The organism is Pedobacter sp. GQ55 (assembly GCF_059758925.1).
The window spans coordinates 565216-580481 of sequence record NZ_JCAXEI010000002.1; the positions used below are offsets into that span (position 1 = coordinate 565216).

Below are 15266 nucleotides of genomic sequence, written 5' to 3' on the forward strand. Positions count from 1 at the left end.
GCACTATAAATAAAAACACCAATGTTCCTGATCGACATGCGGATTTTACTTCTAAATCCGAGGAGAGAAGGAATATTGGTGTTTTTATTAAATAGGCAGACCGAAGTCAAAAGCTAATCATCTTTTGCTCAATTCCGCAAAATACTTATGGAACAAAGGCAACGTCTCAATTCCCTTGTAGTAATTGTAAATATCATACTTTTCATTTGGTGAGTGTAGCGCATCGCTATCCAAACCAAAGCCAAAAAGCACAGATTTAATACCTAAAGCACTTTCAAACAAAGCAACAATAGGAATACTTCCACCACCACGTGTAGGAATAGGTCTTTTACCAAAAGAATCAACAATGGCTTGCTCCGCAGCACGGTAAGCTATACTATCCGTAGGTGTAACTACTGGCTCACCACCATGATGTGCAGTAACTTTAACCTTAACATAGTCTGGTGCAATACTTTCAAAATGTTTGGTAAAGATCTCTGCAATTTCATCTGAACTTTGATGAGGTACCAAGCGCATAGAAATTTTAGCATTTGCCTTTGAAGGAAGCACTGTTTTAGCACCCTCTCCAATATAACCGCCCCAAATTCCGTTTACCTCCAAAGTAGGCCTGGTTCCGGTGCGTTCAAGTGTAGAATAGCCCTTTTCACCCCATTCAGCGGCAATTTCAAGATCCTCTTTATATTCCTTTAAATCAAATGGAGCTGCATTTAAAGCAGTTTTCTCCGCATCTGTAAGTTCAATTACTTTATCATAAAAAGCAGGTATGGTAATGTGATTATTTTCATCATGTAAGGACGCAATCATTTTACACAATATGGTAATTGGGTTTGCTACCGCACCACCATATACACCAGAGTGCAAATCGCGGTTCGGACCAACAACTTCAACTTCCATATAAGCTAAACCACGCAAGCCAGTTTCAATTGAAGGATTCTCCATGCTGATCATTGAAGTATCAGAAATCAATACCACATCAGCTTTCAAACGCTCTATATTAGCATTTACAAAGATGCCAAGATTTGCAGAACCTACTTCTTCCTCACCCTCAATCATGAATTTCACATTACATGCCAGCGTGTTGGTTTTCATCATCAACTCAAAAGCCTTTACATGCATGTAAAACTGGCCTTTATCATCGCAAGCACCACGGGCATAAATCTTTCCATCGCGCACGGTAGGCTCAAACGGAGGCGTTTTCCATAATTCCAAAGGATCTGCTGGTTGCACATCATAATGGCCGTAAATTAATACTGTAGGAAGACTTTCGTCAACAATTTTCTCTCCGTAAACAATTGGATAGCCAGCAGTTTCACAGATCTCTACTTTATCGGCACCTGCATCTTTAAGTTTTTGGGCAACATAATCAGCAGTTTTCAGCACATCTCCCTTATATTTTGGGTCGGCGCTAACCGATGGGAAGCGCAACAATTCAAACAACTCATCTAAAAAGCGTTGCTTGTTTTCTTCAACATATTTTTTGATTTCTTGCATAACAAATTAGTTTTTACGAATTTATTTTAAGTTAGTTTAAAGGCACCTTTATGTTAGGATTTTTTACAATTTTCTGCAGAAAATAGGCCTTACTTAGTGATAGCAAAACTAATTAAATTATACCAGTTGGTAGTATTCACAGACTCTATTTATACTTAGCTGAAATACTTTTTTAGAATGGCATTAAAAAGAAAAGGGATAAACATTTCTGCTTACCCCCTTAAATTAACGCTCTCACGGTAAAGGTAACTATTATGTTACATAGTCGCAACTATTATTTCAAATTTATTTAGGCAACAATACTTCGATTGTTTTGTGATGGCTATTGTTGACAAGAAAAATAATTCCCTAACTTCGTTCAGTACATCATCAAAAAAGCAGGAATGACGGAATTCACTAATGAAACCATAAATACAGATTCATTACCCAAGTATGAAGAAGTACATCTAAACCCACTAAACAGCAAGTACTGGAATGTAATGCTCATCAATATCTTTTTATTCCTATTTATCGTAGCGGCTGGATTGGCTACACTACTAATACTTAATGCCAATGCAAGAGCTTACCTGTATGTGTTACTTGGCATTTATATCGTGTTTGCAGTCCTGTTATTCATTTTGTACAGAGCCAGCTTTAAAAAACGAGGATTTGCAGTTCGAGAAAAAGACATTCTATACACCAGCGGAATTATTGCCTTATCAACCACTATTGTTCCTTTTTCCAGAATACAACACATTGCTTTAGACGAAGGCTTATTTTCAAGAATATACGGCTTAGGCGAATTAAGAATTTTTACTGCCGGAGGAAGCTCGGGTAGTTTACATATTCCAGGAATTGAGATAGACAATGCAAAAAGCATTAAAGAATTACTCATGAAGCAGATAAATGAGGCTGATTAACGATGTCTGAAGAACCTAATATAACATACGATTTTTCAGCGCCCAGAAAACAATCAGCTTCAGGTATTATTATCATGTTTGCCAATAGTTTTCAAAAGGTAGTTAGGGCTTTGGCACTTCCTCTTATCTTAATTATAGTTAAATCAAAAGATTCGGGCAACCTGGCACTGATACTGATTGCTTTTTTATGTTTGTTAACAATAATTCTGGCACTATTTGCTTATTTCAGCTATCAAAAATTCACTTTTTTTCTGGACGAGAAGAGGCAAGAATTCATTATCAATAGTGGCATTTTCAGCAAAACCTCCCTCACTATTCAACTCAATAAAATACAGCAGGTAAATATAAATCAGAACCTGTTACAGCAGGTTGTTGGGGTGTATAGTCTGGAAATTGACACGGCTGGAAGCGAAAAGAAAGAAGCAAGTATTAAAGCTATAGATCATGCTACAGCGACTATTCTTAAGCAAAAGCTATTGAGTCGTGACCTGGCAGAGAGCGAAACCAGTAATATTCAAGCAGACAATCAGGTTGTAGAGTCCACTTCGCCTCTTCTTAAACTAAGCACCAATACACTGCTTAAAATAGGTATAACCACTAATTATGGAGCCAGTTTGTTATTATTAACAGGTTTTATTTTCGGAGCTTTCCAATTGTTTAAAGACTATACAGACGCGTTGGAAATAGAAAGGGAACAATTCACTCAGATGCTCAGCAAAGGCATCACCCTTTTCTCTTTGTGTTTTGTGGTGGTATTTGCTCTAATTATCATCCTGGCAACAAACATCATCAGAACATTTGTAAAGTATTTCAACTTTAAAATCATTAAGCAAAAAGGTGCGCTCGCTGTCAGTTCCGGCCTATTTACGCACAAAAATGTATTGCTAACTCCTAATAAAGTTCAGTTAAGTGCCTACAGTCAGAATTATTTCCAGAAAAAATTCGATCTGCTGAACATGAAAATTAAGCAGGCTTCATTTGATTCTGCTGATAAGGAAGACAGTAAAAAATCGGACATTGAAATACCCGGTTGCAGCGAAATAGAGCGTAATGAAGTTTTAAAGATGATTCTTAGTAGGGCAGCAACAAAAGGTGCAGAACTAAAACCAAACTACCGTTTCATCTTTCTGCAAACCATGATCTGGATTGTGTTTCCAATATTACTATTTGTATTGTTAATCAGCTATGCCCTCCCCTTTCTCAGAAACTATTTATTTATGGTTGTACCTTATATAATAGTGGTTGGCACAATGCTGTATTTCGAATTCAAGCGCCACAGATTATATGTTGATGAGCATTTCATCATTAAAAAAAGTGGGATCTGGGATGTGGAACACGAGATCATTGAGCCCCATAAAATCCAGGCAATAACTGCCAAACAATATTTTTGGCATAAAGCTGCAGACACGGGGCATTTAATCATCCATACCGCAGCCGGTGTAATTCACTTCAAATATGGAAACTACACTCACATTAAAAGTCTTGTAAACTATTGGACGTATAAGATCGAGGTTTCCAAAAAAGATTGGATGTAATTTGTTTTTTAGATTCTAGACTGTTGGTCAAATCTAAAAGGACGAGATCGCTCATACTATAAACTTTCCTCTGCAACAATTGGAAACAGTACCAGATACTTTTTGAAACAACTCCTAAAAAATGTAGCTTTGTAACCTAAAAAGATTATATCTTAAATATTATACCCTAAAAGCAGAAACAGGAACGGATTTTGGATTATTTAGCAGGTTTAAACCCCCAACAACGCGCAGCAGTAGAAAACACACAAGGCCCGGCAATGATAGTTGCAGGTGCTGGTTCCGGTAAAACACGTGTAATTACATATAGAGTAGCCCACCTGATTGAAAAGGGTGTGGATCCTTTTAATATCCTTGTACTTACCTTTACCAATAAGGCGTCTAAAGATATGCGTGAGAGGATTATGAAAGTAGTTGGCCCAGAAGCAAAAAACATCTGGATGGGCACTTTTCACTCTGTATTTTCCAAGATATTAAGGGTTGAAGCTGAAAAAATTGGGTATCCATCTAACTTTACAATATATGATACGGACGACAGTAAAAGTCTGATCAGATCTATATTAAAAGAGATGCAGCTTGATGACAAATTGTATAACCCCAACTTTGTTTACAACAGGATTTCATCTGCTAAAAACAACCTGGTTTCTTATTCAGAGTATCTTCAAAGCGCTGAAATTCAGGCTGAAGATGTCAGCAATAAACGCCCTTTAATGGGTTCTATTTATGAAACATATACTAAACGGTGTTTTAAAGCCGGAGCAATGGATTTTGATGATTTACTTTTCAAAACCAATGTCCTGCTTAAAAACCATCCGGATGTACTAAATAAATACCAGCAGAAATTTAAATACCTAATGGTTGATGAGTACCAGGATACTAACTTTTCGCAATATACAATTGTAAAAAAACTGGCTGCTGCATACCAAAACATATGTGTTGTAGGTGATGATGCCCAAAGTATCTATGCCTTTAGGGGTGCAAACATTCAGAATATATTAAACTTTGAGCGTGATTATCCTGAGTTGCAGGTCTACAAATTAGAGCAGAACTACCGCTCTACACAAAACATTGTTGAGGTAGCCAACAGCATCATCGCAAATAACAAAAATCAGCTGGAGAAGAATGTATTTTCTGACAATGAAGCTGGCGATAGAATTAAAGTTCAGCGCGCATTTACAGATAACGAAGAAGGTAAACTGGTTGCCGAAGCTATTGTTCAGGATCGCAGTTCAAAAGGACTTAAGTTTAACGATTTCGCCATCCTATATAGAACAAATGCCCAATCAAGGGCTATGGAGGAGGCTTTAAGGAAACTAAATGTTCCTTATAAAATATACGGAGGCCTCTCCTTCTATCAACGTAAAGAGATAAAGGATTTAATTGCCTATTTCCGTTTAACCTTTAATCCTAGTGATGAAGAGGCTATAAAAAGAGTAATTAATTACCCTCGTCGCGGACTTGGTGATACTACGGTTGAGAAGATCATAGTTGCCGCCGATAAGCATGACATCACCATGTGGCAGGTAATATGCAGTCCACAACAGTATATAGAAGGAAGAATAGCAAACCAATTGAATGATTTTGCCATGCTGATACAAAGCTTTGCTGCAGAATCTAAAAAATTGGATGCGTACGAAACCGCACTCTATATTGCACAGCACTCAGGCATATTAAAAGAATTACATACTGACGATAGTATTGAAGGTCGCAGCAGATACGAAAACATTCAGGAGTTACTAAATGGTATCAAAGAATTTGCTGAGCGTGAAGATATTGAAGACAGAAGCCTTGCTATTTTTATGCAGGATATCGCGTTGTTAACCAATGACGATAGACAGGATGAAAAAGATAAAGAAACTGTTTCGTTAATGACCATACACTCTGCAAAAGGATTGGAGTTTAAAAACGTATTTGTAGTAGGATTAGAAGAAAATCTGTTCCCCTCGCAAATGAGTTTAAATTCGCGTACCGACCTGGAGGAAGAACGACGATTATTTTATGTTGCCATAACAAGGGCAGAGAAAAAGCTGACTTTAACTTATGCTACTTCCAGATACCGTTGGGGAACTTTAACCAATTGTGAACCAAGTCGGTTCATAAATGAAATTAATGCCCGCTATTTAGAAATTGAAGTGGTAAAACCAGCTAAAAGCAATTTAGGACAAGACAGTTTTGATGGCGAACGTAGAAGCTGGACACAGCAAAGGGATAGCTTTAGCAAACCAAAACCTGCAATGTCAAGCTCAGGTTCGGGTACAGCTACAGGAACTAGCTCCCCCGCCCCTCGTCCGAAAACTACCTCATTGCTCCCAAAGGCACACGTACCAACACCTGGTTTCGCTCCTGATGCCGCCAATCTATTCCAAAATGGCATGGATGTGGAGCATGAAAAGTTCGGTTTCGGTAAAATAGTTGCCTTAGAAGGTACATTACCTGACGTAAAAGCAACTGTATTTTTTCAGGGACTGGGTAATAAGCAGTTATTATTAAAATTTGCTAAATTGCGAATTGTTAAATAAGATATATATTTGCTAAATCTGTATTAACTTAGGCAGAGAATCATAAGGCTTATAAATAATCAATAACGAGAATTATATAAAAATTGAAATTTAGCCGTTATTCCTGAACGACTACTTGATAGAAATAAATTAAATGAATTTCGACTATAATACCACTAGAAACGAATTAATTCTGGCCGAATATGGCCGTAATGTACAAAACATGGTTAAGTACATTATTGAATTACCCGATCGAGAAGAACGCAATAAATATGCACAAGCAGTAATCGACTTAATGGGATTCTTAAATCCTCATTTGCGCGATGTTGCCGATTTTAAACATAAACTTTGGGACCATTTACACATCATATCTGGATATCAAATAGATGTGGACAGCCCTTATCCTAAGCCTACTCCTGAAGCAGCCTTAATAAAACCTGACCACATTGGATATCCTCAGCAAAAAATCAAATACAAGCATTACGGCAAAACAGTTGAAGTAATGATTGAAAAGGCTAAAGCTGTTGATGAACCAGAACGCAGAGCTGCTATGGTACAAGGCATAGCAAACTTCATGAAAATGGCCTATGTTACCTGGAATAAAGATAGCGTAGCTGATGAAACAATCTTCAAAAATTTACGTGAACTATCTGGTGGTCAGCTTGAACTGGATGACAATGTTAACCTAAACAAAGTTGAATTTAAGCCTGTTGTAAGCAGACCTACAAATAACAACAACCGCGGTAGAAACAACAATAACAATAAAGGCAGACAAAATAATAACAACCGTCAGCAACGTAACAATAACCCTAAGCAGAGACATTAATTCTTACCAATTTTAGTATTTAGATCCTTAACAGTAGTATGAACGCATTTGAAATAATTGGTGGAAAGAAGTTAAAGGGTGAAATTCATCCTCAGGGAGCAAAAAATGAGGCCTTACAGATCATTGCTGCTGTTTTATTAACAGATCAGAAAATTACCATCAGTAATATTCCAGATATCAAAGATGTAAACAAGCTTATTGAATTGCTGGGCGATATGGGGGTAACCGTAGAGCGCTTATCTAAAGACACTTACACCTTCGAAGCTAAAAACATTGACCTTAAATTCTTCTTATCCGACGCTTTTAAAGCTAAAGGCGGTGGCTTAAGAGGCTCCATCATGATAGTTGGCCCACTTTTAGGCCGTTTTGGTACTGCTGCAATTCCTAAGCCGGGAGGCGATAAAATAGGCAGAAGAAGATTAGATACCCACTTTTTAGGCTTTGAAAAATTAGGTGCTAAGTTTGTGTACGACTCTAAAAAAGAGTTTTTTAATGTAGATGCTACAAATCTTAAAGGCGCATATATATTATTAGATGAAGCTTCTGTAACAGGAACTGCCAATATCGTTATGGCGGCTGTACTTGCCAAAGGTACTACTACCATATATAATGCGGCATGTGAGCCTTACCTGCAACAACTTTGTAAAATGCTGAACCGCATGGGTGCAAAAATCACCGGTGTTGGCTCTAACCTGCTTACTATTGAAGGCGTAGAAAAACTAGGTGGCACTGAACACAGAATGCTTCCTGATATGATTGAAATTGGTTCATTCATAGGTTTAGCAGCAATGACCGAGTCTGAAATCACCATAAAAAACGTGTGCTATTCTGAGCTTGGTGTAATTCCTGATGTATTCAGAAAGCTGGGTATCAAATTTGAATTACGAGGTGATGACATCTATATTCCTTCTCAAAAACATTATGTAATTGAGTCATTTATAGATGGTTCAATGCTTACTATTGCCGATTCTCCATGGCCGGGCTTTACTCCGGATCTTTTAAGCATTGTGTTGGTTATTGCTACACAAGCAAGAGGAAACGTGCTTATTCACCAGAAAATGTTCGAAAGCAGACTGTTTTTTGTTGATAAATTGATTGATATGGGTGCCCAGATCATTCTTTGCGATCCGCATAGAGCAACAGTTAACGGCATTGACAAGAAATATAAACTTAGAGGTATCAGCATGACTTCTCCTGATATACGTGCCGGAGTTTCTTTATTAATTGCAGCCCTATCTGCTGAAGGAAAATCTACCATCTTTAATATTGAGCAGATTGAGCGTGGCTATCAAGACATTGACATTCGTTTACGTGCATTAGGTGCACAAATTAAACGTATCGAAGCTTCTGCTCCTTCTCACTAATTTTTTGTAGTTTATTATGCTATTTAGCATATACACTATACAGTAAAAAAGCCCCAATTGGGGCTTTTTTACTGTATAGTGGTTTTTGTCTCGGTTGCTTATTTAAGCAGAAATAGCATTAATAATATCATACTGGGTGATAATCTCAATCTTACCTCCCTCAGTCTCAACCAGTACCGCGCTGTTTTCTATATTTATTAACGCAGAAATCCTGTCAATTGATGTGTTGAGGTCAACAAAAGGAAATCCGGATGACATAATCTCCTGAACCTTAGCTGATTTAAGTGATGGATTTTCCATTAAAGCCTTTAAAATATCACCTTCGGCCAGCTTACCAACAACCATTTCTTTTTGCGTAACAGGAATCTGCGATATATTTAACATATGCATTGTATTAATTGCTTCAAGAATAGTCTTTTCACAATCAATAGTTACAATTTCTGTTTTGTCTTTTTTATCGATAATAGTAGCAGCAGTAAGCTTTTCGTCTTTCAAAAAGCCACGCTCCCTTAACCAATCCTCATTGTACATTTTTCCCATATATCTGCTGCCATGATCATGAAATATGATCACAACAACATCTTCAGGCTTCAGTTTACCTTTTAATTGCAGCAGTCCGGCAACTGCAGAACCTGCTGAATTACCAACAAAAATCCCCTCTTTGCGTGCTATATCACGGGTCATTAAAGCCGCATCTTTATCTGTTACCTTTTCAAAAAGGTCGATGATATCAAAATCTACATTTTTAGGAAGAAAATCTTCTCCAATACCCTCAGTTATATAAGGATAGACCTCATTTTTATCAAATATTCCGGTCTCTTTATATTTCTTAAAAACCGACCCATAAGTATCAATGCCCCAAACCTTAATATTAGGGTTCTGTTCTTTAAGGTATTTCCCGGTACCAGAAATTGTGCCTCCTGTACCAACACCCACTATCAAGTGAGTGATCTTTCCTTCAGTTTGCGCCCAAATTTCAGGGCCAGTTTGCTCATAATGGGCCTGCGAGTTAGATAAATTATCATACTGGTTGGGCTTCCATGAGTTTGGAACCTCACGCTCTAAACGTGTAGATACCGAATAATAAGACCTTGGATCTTCGGGTTCAACGTTAGTTGGACATACTATTACCTCTGCACCAAACGCACGCAAAGCATCTACCTTTTCTTTTGATTGCTTGTCGGTAGTAGTAAAAATACACTTGTAACCTTTTATAATGGCAGCCATAGCTAACCCCATACCGGTATTCCCGGATGTTCCCTCTATGATGGTACCGCCAGGTTTCAGTTTACCACTTTTTTCAGCGTCTTCTATCATCTTAACGGCCATACGATCTTTTATTGAGTTACCAGGGTTGGTTGTCTCAATTTTAGCCAATATCGTAGCCGGAATATCCTTTGTAATGTTATTCAATTTTACCAATGGTGTATTACCAATGGTTTCTAAAATATTGTTGTACCACATGACACAAAAATACAGATTGAAGATTGGAATTTTATTTATAAATGAATATTCGTAATTTAATATTGAAATAACATAAAATATAGAATATTATTTTAATCTAGTACTCCAATAGACTTACAAACAATGAAATATATAGGTAAACACAAAACCTTAACCACTCAATTTATATGTTTTACCTCGTAAAGAAATCAGAATCCCCTGCATTTCAAGGTTTAACAAATGCATGGCGAGCCTCTTTGAGGAATTTCTGACCGAATGGACAGTCATCGATCCTTAAATCCGATACCTGTAAAAGGTCAACAATTTTCTGTTCTTATTTGGAGAGTCCGATTAGCAATTGGGTTTGCTCAGTTTTTTGTCTTTATTTCATCCCGTCCCAAATAATGTCATTAGTCAGAATTTGATCTGCTGTTGCAAGCCCAATTCCTGGAATTTGCAATAATTCTTTTCTACTTGCTTTAAATACAGCCTCTGCGTTACCAAATATTCCAGCAAACTTTTGGCCGTTACATGCCCCATACTCTCATTTAATGTGAGGCCTATTTTGTGGATTAAACTCATGGGCTAAATTATATATTTATTTACCTACCAACCAACACACTAAAATATATAGCTGTAAATCAATCAATTAAAAACAAACTACAAAAATAGTTTGTAAACTATAAAAATAGTAGTAACTTTAATTAACAACAATATTTAATACATAATGAGAGAACTTACAAAGGCGGAAGAACAGGTAATGCTAATTTTATGGGAAATAAAAGAGGGCTTGGTAAAGGATGTTATAGATAAAATGACCCCACCAAAACCAGCATACAATACGGCATCAACGGTAATTAGAGTATTAGAAGGCAAAGGATTTATTGATCATAAAGCAATTGGAAATACCCATATCTACTTTCCTATAATAACTGAAGACGAATACAAACACTTCGCATTTGATAAAGTAATGAACAATTACTTCGAAAATTCTTATCAGAGCCTGGTATCCTTCCTTGTAAAAGAGAAAAACATGGACATGGATGAGCTTGACGAATTGATCCAACTTGCTGAAAAACTTAAAAACAAGAAATGATGAACTGGTTGTACTATCTGCTGGAGGCTAATCTATACTTAGCTGCGTTTTACGGGTTCTACCGTTTGCTTTTGCATAAGGAAACTTTCTATTCCTTAAATAGGTATTACCTTATTATAACAAGTATTATAGCTTTTATTATTCCACTTTTGCAGGTAGGCTACCTAAATAATCTATTAAACAATCAAAAGGAAGTCAGGATCTTAGCTATTCAATTAGCACCAGTAACCGAAAAAACTAACGCACTTACGGTAAACGATCTGTTGATGTATTGCTATCTCTTTACGGCCTTATTTTTTGCGATAAAAATGGCAATGAGTATATATAAGATCATTTTACTTTCTATTAACGCTAAAAAACAGAAATCTGGAAAGATTACATACGTAGAACTAGGTGAATCACATGCTGCCTTCTCCTTTTTTAACCTATTGTTCTTAAATCCATCCGTACAGGAGAAAAACACCATTCTTAAACATGAAATGGTACATATACAGCAGAGACATAGTTTAGATATCATTTTCTTTGAAATCATTCAAATCGTATCATGGTTTAATCCCATTACCTATTTCATTAAAAAAGAAATTAAACTTCTGCACGAATACATCGCTGATGACATCACAACAGATAAGGACATCCACAAACATCAGTACGCGATGTTTCTGATTCAAAACTCCTTTGGTATTGTGCCCAATCAGCTTACCAATCAAATATTCAATCAATCAATATTAAAAAGGAGAATTAACATGTTAAACAAAGAAAAATCAACGGGAAGAGCGCGGCTCAAACTCCTGTTTGCATTGCCAATTGCCGGAGGAATGCTCTGCGCATCCACCATGGCGTTTACTAAAGATTATGCGATGATAGACCTGTATCCGGAGAAATACGAGTCTGCCAAAACGGTATTACAGGAACAAAAACCAGTTAAAGTAGAAAACATTAAAAAAAAGCTAGAAAAACCAGTAAAAGTAGAGAGTATTAAAAAAGTTAGGATCAAATCAGATGCAAAATCTAAAACAGCAAAAGGAGATCCGATAACAAAAATCACAGTCGTACCACCCCCGCCTAAAGTTAGAACAGTAAAATTCCCACCACCAATAGTAACACCTGATGCGCCCAAAGCTCCTAAAAAAGCTGTATCAGTTAAGAAAATAAAATTTCCGCCACCAGTTGTAGTTCCTGATAAACCAGTACCACCACCTCCTCCACCCCCTGTTGAGCCAGTGAAAGATGAGGTAAAGTCAATAAACATTCGGGTAAATGACGAAAATGTTTCAAATAGCAAGAATGGAGAACCTGCTAAGGTAATAAGTGGGCAAAAAACAACTTTTGCTGGTAGAGGCGAATTAGGTCCTTCTAAAAACAACCCCGCAGCAAGTAAACTAGAGGGAAAACCTACAAAAGAAGGCGCCAAAACCGTAAGAGAAATTAGATATCGTACTAATAATTTCGAAGCAAAACCAACTGATTAAACCCCTCATAGATTTATCAAAAAGCTTTATGATCAACACAAGAGCCAAAATAAAATTAATATTAGCAAGTACTTCGATACTTCTAATACTATTTATTCATGCGGAAGCGCAACAAGTAAAAGTTGGAAAGCCAGTTATTGAACCTTCTAAAATTCTTGATGATGTAATGCATTGGCTATATTATGATCGAGATTACTTAAGATTATCAGAAGATTTCATTGCTTACGATCAAACTTTAAAGCCGATCACTAAAGATCGGCTTTTAGAAAAAGTAGCATCAGGCGGCTATCTTCCCCTAAGATTAATATCAAACAACGGGGCCATCATATACAAACTTTATAAAATGCCTCTTTCCAAAATCAGACGTTAGAGCTGTCATTAAAGACTATGGGGCAACTCGTTACAAATATTATCAAAAAGAGGGAAAGAAACTTCCTCACTTTAATTTTGTCGATCTAAATGGTAAAAAATACAATGAAGCATCCACAAAAGGCAAAATAGTGGTCTTTAAATTTTGGTTCGTTGCTTGCCTTCCCTGCAGACAGGAAATGCCAGGATTAAACAAATTGGTTGCGAATTATAAAAACAGAAAAGATATTCTATTTGTAAGTCTTGCATTAGACGACAAAAAAAACCTTCGTGATTTTCTAAAAAAAAACAGATTTGACTATGCTGTTGTTCCCGATCAAGAACCCTATCTTTCTAATATTTTAAAGATAAATACATACCCTACGCACCTTATTATCAATAAAAAAGGATTAGTAGCCAGGGTTGGAGATGCAGACTTAATATTTAAAGAACTAAAAAGGGAAGCTGCCCTTTAAGATTTCAGACTTACCAATTAAACCTTACTGCGGTATATAAACCACGTATTTTGTTTCAAAAAACTCTTCTTCAAAGTAAGCTGAAAGCGGATATAATTCCGCTTTCAGTTGTGATTCAGCAATCTCTTCTTTTAAATCACCACCTTTTAAATAGAGTATACCATTAGGAATGGCATTTTTAGAGTCTTTATTAAACTTCCCTTTTACCCAGGGATAAAAATCAATAAGCCTGGTAACCGCCCTGGAAACCACAAAATCGTACTTGTCAGCAATCTGCTCAGCTCTTAAATGACTCGCTTTAACATTCTTTAAACCCAATGCCGCAGCTACCTCAGTAACCACTTTAATCTTTTTACCAATAGAATCAACCAGATGGAATTGAGTTTCGGGAAAAAGAATAGCTAGCGGAATACCAGGAAACCCACCTCCGGTACCAACATCCAACACTCGTTCTCCTGCTTTGAAAATGCAAAATTTGGCAATTCCCAGCGAATGAAGGATATGGCGTTCATATAACTCATCAATATCTTTTCTTGAAATTACATTGATCTGGGAATTCCAGAAACTGTACAATTCGTACAATTGATCGAACTGAGCTATCTGCTGATCAGTTAGCTCCTTAAAATATTTCTGTATTAGAGTAGACTTTATTTCCACTGTACTTTTTTAACAAATATAGACACAATGCCGTTAAACACTAGAAAAATGAACAATAGAATATCCAAAACTGGAAACCAAATGCTCAAATTACCATAACTTAATCGCTTTAAAAGGCGTGGGTAAACAAAACACCTTATTATAATACTCAACACAAAAACACCAAGTGATATATATAAGGTAGCCTTAAAGAACAACAATGCGACAAAGAAAGCATAAAACAGGAATTGAATAATAATCTGCGACGAGAGGATGAACTTATGTTTTCCTTTATACATTTTACCTGCTCCAAAATGTCTTTTCTTCTGTCTCAGATAAGCACCAAAGCTTGTATTTGGCTCGCTCCAAACATGAGCATCCTTATTAATAGAAATTGCTGTATTACTTCTGGTTGCATGGGCGTTTACAAAAAGATCATCATCACCCGAAGGTATATGCATGTGTGCAGCAAACCCTTTTTTCTTAAAAAACAATGATTTCTTATATGCCATATTACGGCCAACCCCCATATAAGGCATACCTTTTAATGCAAATGAAAGGTAATTTACTGCTGTGAAAAATGTCTCGAAACGAATTAAAGCATTTAATATCCCTCTCTTTTTTATGTAAGGTGAGTAACCTAAAAGGATATCCACATGCTCATTTGCAGGTTGCTGCATACCCAGTAACCAATCTTGTGAGGCAGGCAAACAATCGGCATCTGTAAAAACAAGCCATTCGTTTATGGCTGCTTTAATACCCATTGTAACTGCAAATTTCTTACCGGCTATAAACTTTTCTCCTTCATTTACCTGAACAACTTTAAGGTGCCTATATTGTTTTTCAAAGGTTTCCAATAATTCACGTGTACCATCCCACGACCTATCGTTAACAACAACAACCTCATAATCAGGGTAATTCTGCTCCAAAACAGAAGGCAAGTATTCTGTAAGGTTATTCACTTCATTGCGTGCGCAAATCACAACACTTAGCGGCTTCCTACCTGTTTCGGGGATAGGATCGACTTTTACCAGCGCAAGTTTTAAGTGAACAAAGAGGCTAAAATATAGCTGTATTAAGAAGCAAAAGATTAAAGCGCCGAGCAGGCAACTCTCAATTAAGGTTAATTCCACGATGTATTTTTGTAACTGGCAAATTTCTCATTTTTAATCAGTAATGCACATTTAT

14 protein-coding genes are annotated in these 15266 nt (G+C 36.7%); 9 read left to right on the plus strand and 5 right to left on the minus strand.

Translation table 11 applies throughout. The features are described 5' to 3' along the window. Positions 1–117: 117 nt before the first annotated feature. Positions 118–1491: a dipeptidase gene (locus AC6CH7_RS07330; RefSeq protein WP_498262060.1), complete on the minus strand. Its 1374-nt coding sequence runs from the start codon at positions 1489–1491 to the stop codon at positions 118–120. A 383-nt stretch (positions 1492–1874) separates the two neighbouring features. On the opposite strand from AC6CH7_RS07330, the gene AC6CH7_RS07335 reads away from it, so the two are divergent. From AC6CH7_RS07335 to murA, 5 genes are all read left to right on the plus strand, one after another. After that, positions 1875–2390: a PH domain-containing protein gene (locus tag AC6CH7_RS07335; protein WP_498262061.1), complete on the plus strand. Its 516-nt coding sequence runs from the start codon at positions 1875–1877 to the stop codon at positions 2388–2390. A 2-nt stretch (positions 2391–2392) separates the two neighbouring features. Next, a complete protein-coding gene (locus tag AC6CH7_RS07340; RefSeq protein WP_498262062.1) occupies positions 2393–3925 on the plus strand; it encodes a PH domain-containing protein in 1533 nt (510 codons plus the stop codon). 191 nt (positions 3926–4116) lie between these two features. After that, the gene (locus tag AC6CH7_RS07345; RefSeq protein ID WP_498262063.1) at positions 4117–6441 is read left to right on the plus strand and encodes an ATP-dependent helicase; all 2325 of its coding nucleotides are present in this window, start codon (positions 4117–4119) and stop codon (positions 6439–6441) included. Between the two features lie 133 nt (positions 6442–6574). Further along, positions 6575–7246, plus strand: coding sequence for a DUF4290 domain-containing protein (locus AC6CH7_RS07350; RefSeq protein WP_048906902.1), 672 nt, complete (start codon positions 6575–6577; stop codon positions 7244–7246). A gap of 38 nt (positions 7247–7284) precedes the next feature. Further along, positions 7285–8610, plus strand: coding sequence for a UDP-N-acetylglucosamine 1-carboxyvinyltransferase (murA, locus tag AC6CH7_RS07355; RefSeq protein ID WP_294874950.1), 1326 nt, complete (start codon positions 7285–7287; stop codon positions 8608–8610). A 102-nt stretch (positions 8611–8712) separates the two neighbouring features. Here the strand turns inward: murA and AC6CH7_RS07360 are convergent, their stop codons facing one another. Both AC6CH7_RS07360 and AC6CH7_RS07365 read right to left on the minus strand, forming a co-directional pair. After that, positions 8713–10074: a pyridoxal-phosphate dependent enzyme gene (locus AC6CH7_RS07360; protein WP_498262064.1), complete on the minus strand. Its 1362-nt coding sequence runs from the start codon at positions 10072–10074 to the stop codon at positions 8713–8715. Between the two features lie 361 nt (positions 10075–10435). Continuing rightward, a complete protein-coding gene (locus tag AC6CH7_RS07365; RefSeq protein ID WP_498262351.1) occupies positions 10436–10561 on the minus strand; it encodes a hypothetical protein in 126 nt (41 codons plus the stop codon). Positions 10562–10813: 252 nt separating this feature from the next. On the opposite strand from AC6CH7_RS07365, the gene AC6CH7_RS07370 reads away from it, so the two are divergent. Genes AC6CH7_RS07370 through AC6CH7_RS07385 form a run of 4 tightly spaced genes read left to right on the plus strand, consistent with a single transcriptional unit; the run spans position 10814 to position 13442 of the window. Further along, a complete protein-coding gene (locus AC6CH7_RS07370) occupies positions 10814–11149 on the plus strand; it encodes a BlaI/MecI/CopY family transcriptional regulator (protein ID WP_498262352.1) in 336 nt (111 codons plus the stop codon). After that, positions 11146–12618 (plus strand): M56 family metallopeptidase, encoded by a 1473-nt coding sequence (locus AC6CH7_RS07375; RefSeq protein WP_498262065.1) that lies wholly within the window; start codon positions 11146–11148, stop codon positions 12616–12618. Before AC6CH7_RS07370 ends, AC6CH7_RS07375 begins: the two co-directional genes overlap by 4 nt. Positions 12619–12646: 28 nt before the next feature. Next, positions 12647–12988 (plus strand): hypothetical protein, encoded by a 342-nt coding sequence (locus AC6CH7_RS07380; RefSeq protein WP_498262066.1) that lies wholly within the window; start codon positions 12647–12649, stop codon positions 12986–12988. A 7-nt stretch (positions 12989–12995) separates the two neighbouring features. After that, positions 12996–13442 carry a TlpA family protein disulfide reductase gene (locus AC6CH7_RS07385; RefSeq protein WP_498262353.1) on the plus strand — a complete coding sequence of 149 codons (447 nt, stop codon included), beginning with the start codon at positions 12996–12998 and terminating at the stop codon, positions 13440–13442. 24 nt (positions 13443–13466) lie between these two features. Here the strand turns inward: AC6CH7_RS07385 and rsmG are convergent, their stop codons facing one another. Together rsmG and AC6CH7_RS07395 are read right to left on the minus strand one after the other, a co-directional pair. Beyond that, positions 13467–14099, minus strand: coding sequence for a 16S rRNA (guanine(527)-N(7))-methyltransferase RsmG (rsmG, locus tag AC6CH7_RS07390; protein WP_498262067.1), 633 nt, complete (start codon positions 14097–14099; stop codon positions 13467–13469). Next, positions 14090–15211 carry a glycosyltransferase gene (locus AC6CH7_RS07395; RefSeq protein ID WP_498262068.1) on the minus strand — a complete coding sequence of 374 codons (1122 nt, stop codon included), beginning with the start codon at positions 15209–15211 and terminating at the stop codon, positions 14090–14092. Before AC6CH7_RS07395 ends, rsmG begins: the two co-directional genes overlap by 10 nt. Between the last annotated feature and the right edge of the window lie 55 nt (positions 15212–15266).

Coding starts and splice junctions, on each gene's coding strand:
- AC6CH7_RS07360 (WP_498262064.1), bottom strand. CDS start 10,074: ATGTGGTACAACAATATTTTAGAAACCATTGGTAATACACCATTGGTA.
- AC6CH7_RS07350 (WP_048906902.1), top strand. CDS start 6,575: ATGAATTTCGACTATAATACCACTAGAAACGAATTAATTCTGGCCGAA.
- AC6CH7_RS07335 (WP_498262061.1), top strand. CDS start 1,875: ATGACGGAATTCACTAATGAAACCATAAATACAGATTCATTACCCAAG.
- AC6CH7_RS07370 (WP_498262352.1), top strand. CDS start 10,814: ATGCTAATTTTATGGGAAATAAAAGAGGGCTTGGTAAAGGATGTTATA.
- AC6CH7_RS07375 (WP_498262065.1), top strand. CDS start 11,146: ATGATGAACTGGTTGTACTATCTGCTGGAGGCTAATCTATACTTAGCT.
- AC6CH7_RS07340 (WP_498262062.1), top strand. CDS start 2,393: ATGTCTGAAGAACCTAATATAACATACGATTTTTCAGCGCCCAGAAAA.
- murA (WP_294874950.1), top strand. CDS start 7,285: ATGAACGCATTTGAAATAATTGGTGGAAAGAAGTTAAAGGGTGAAATT.
- AC6CH7_RS07380 (WP_498262066.1), top strand. CDS start 12,647: ATGATCAACACAAGAGCCAAAATAAAATTAATATTAGCAAGTACTTCG.
- AC6CH7_RS07330 (WP_498262060.1), bottom strand. CDS start 1,491: ATGCAAGAAATCAAAAAATATGTTGAAGAAAACAAGCAACGCTTTTTA.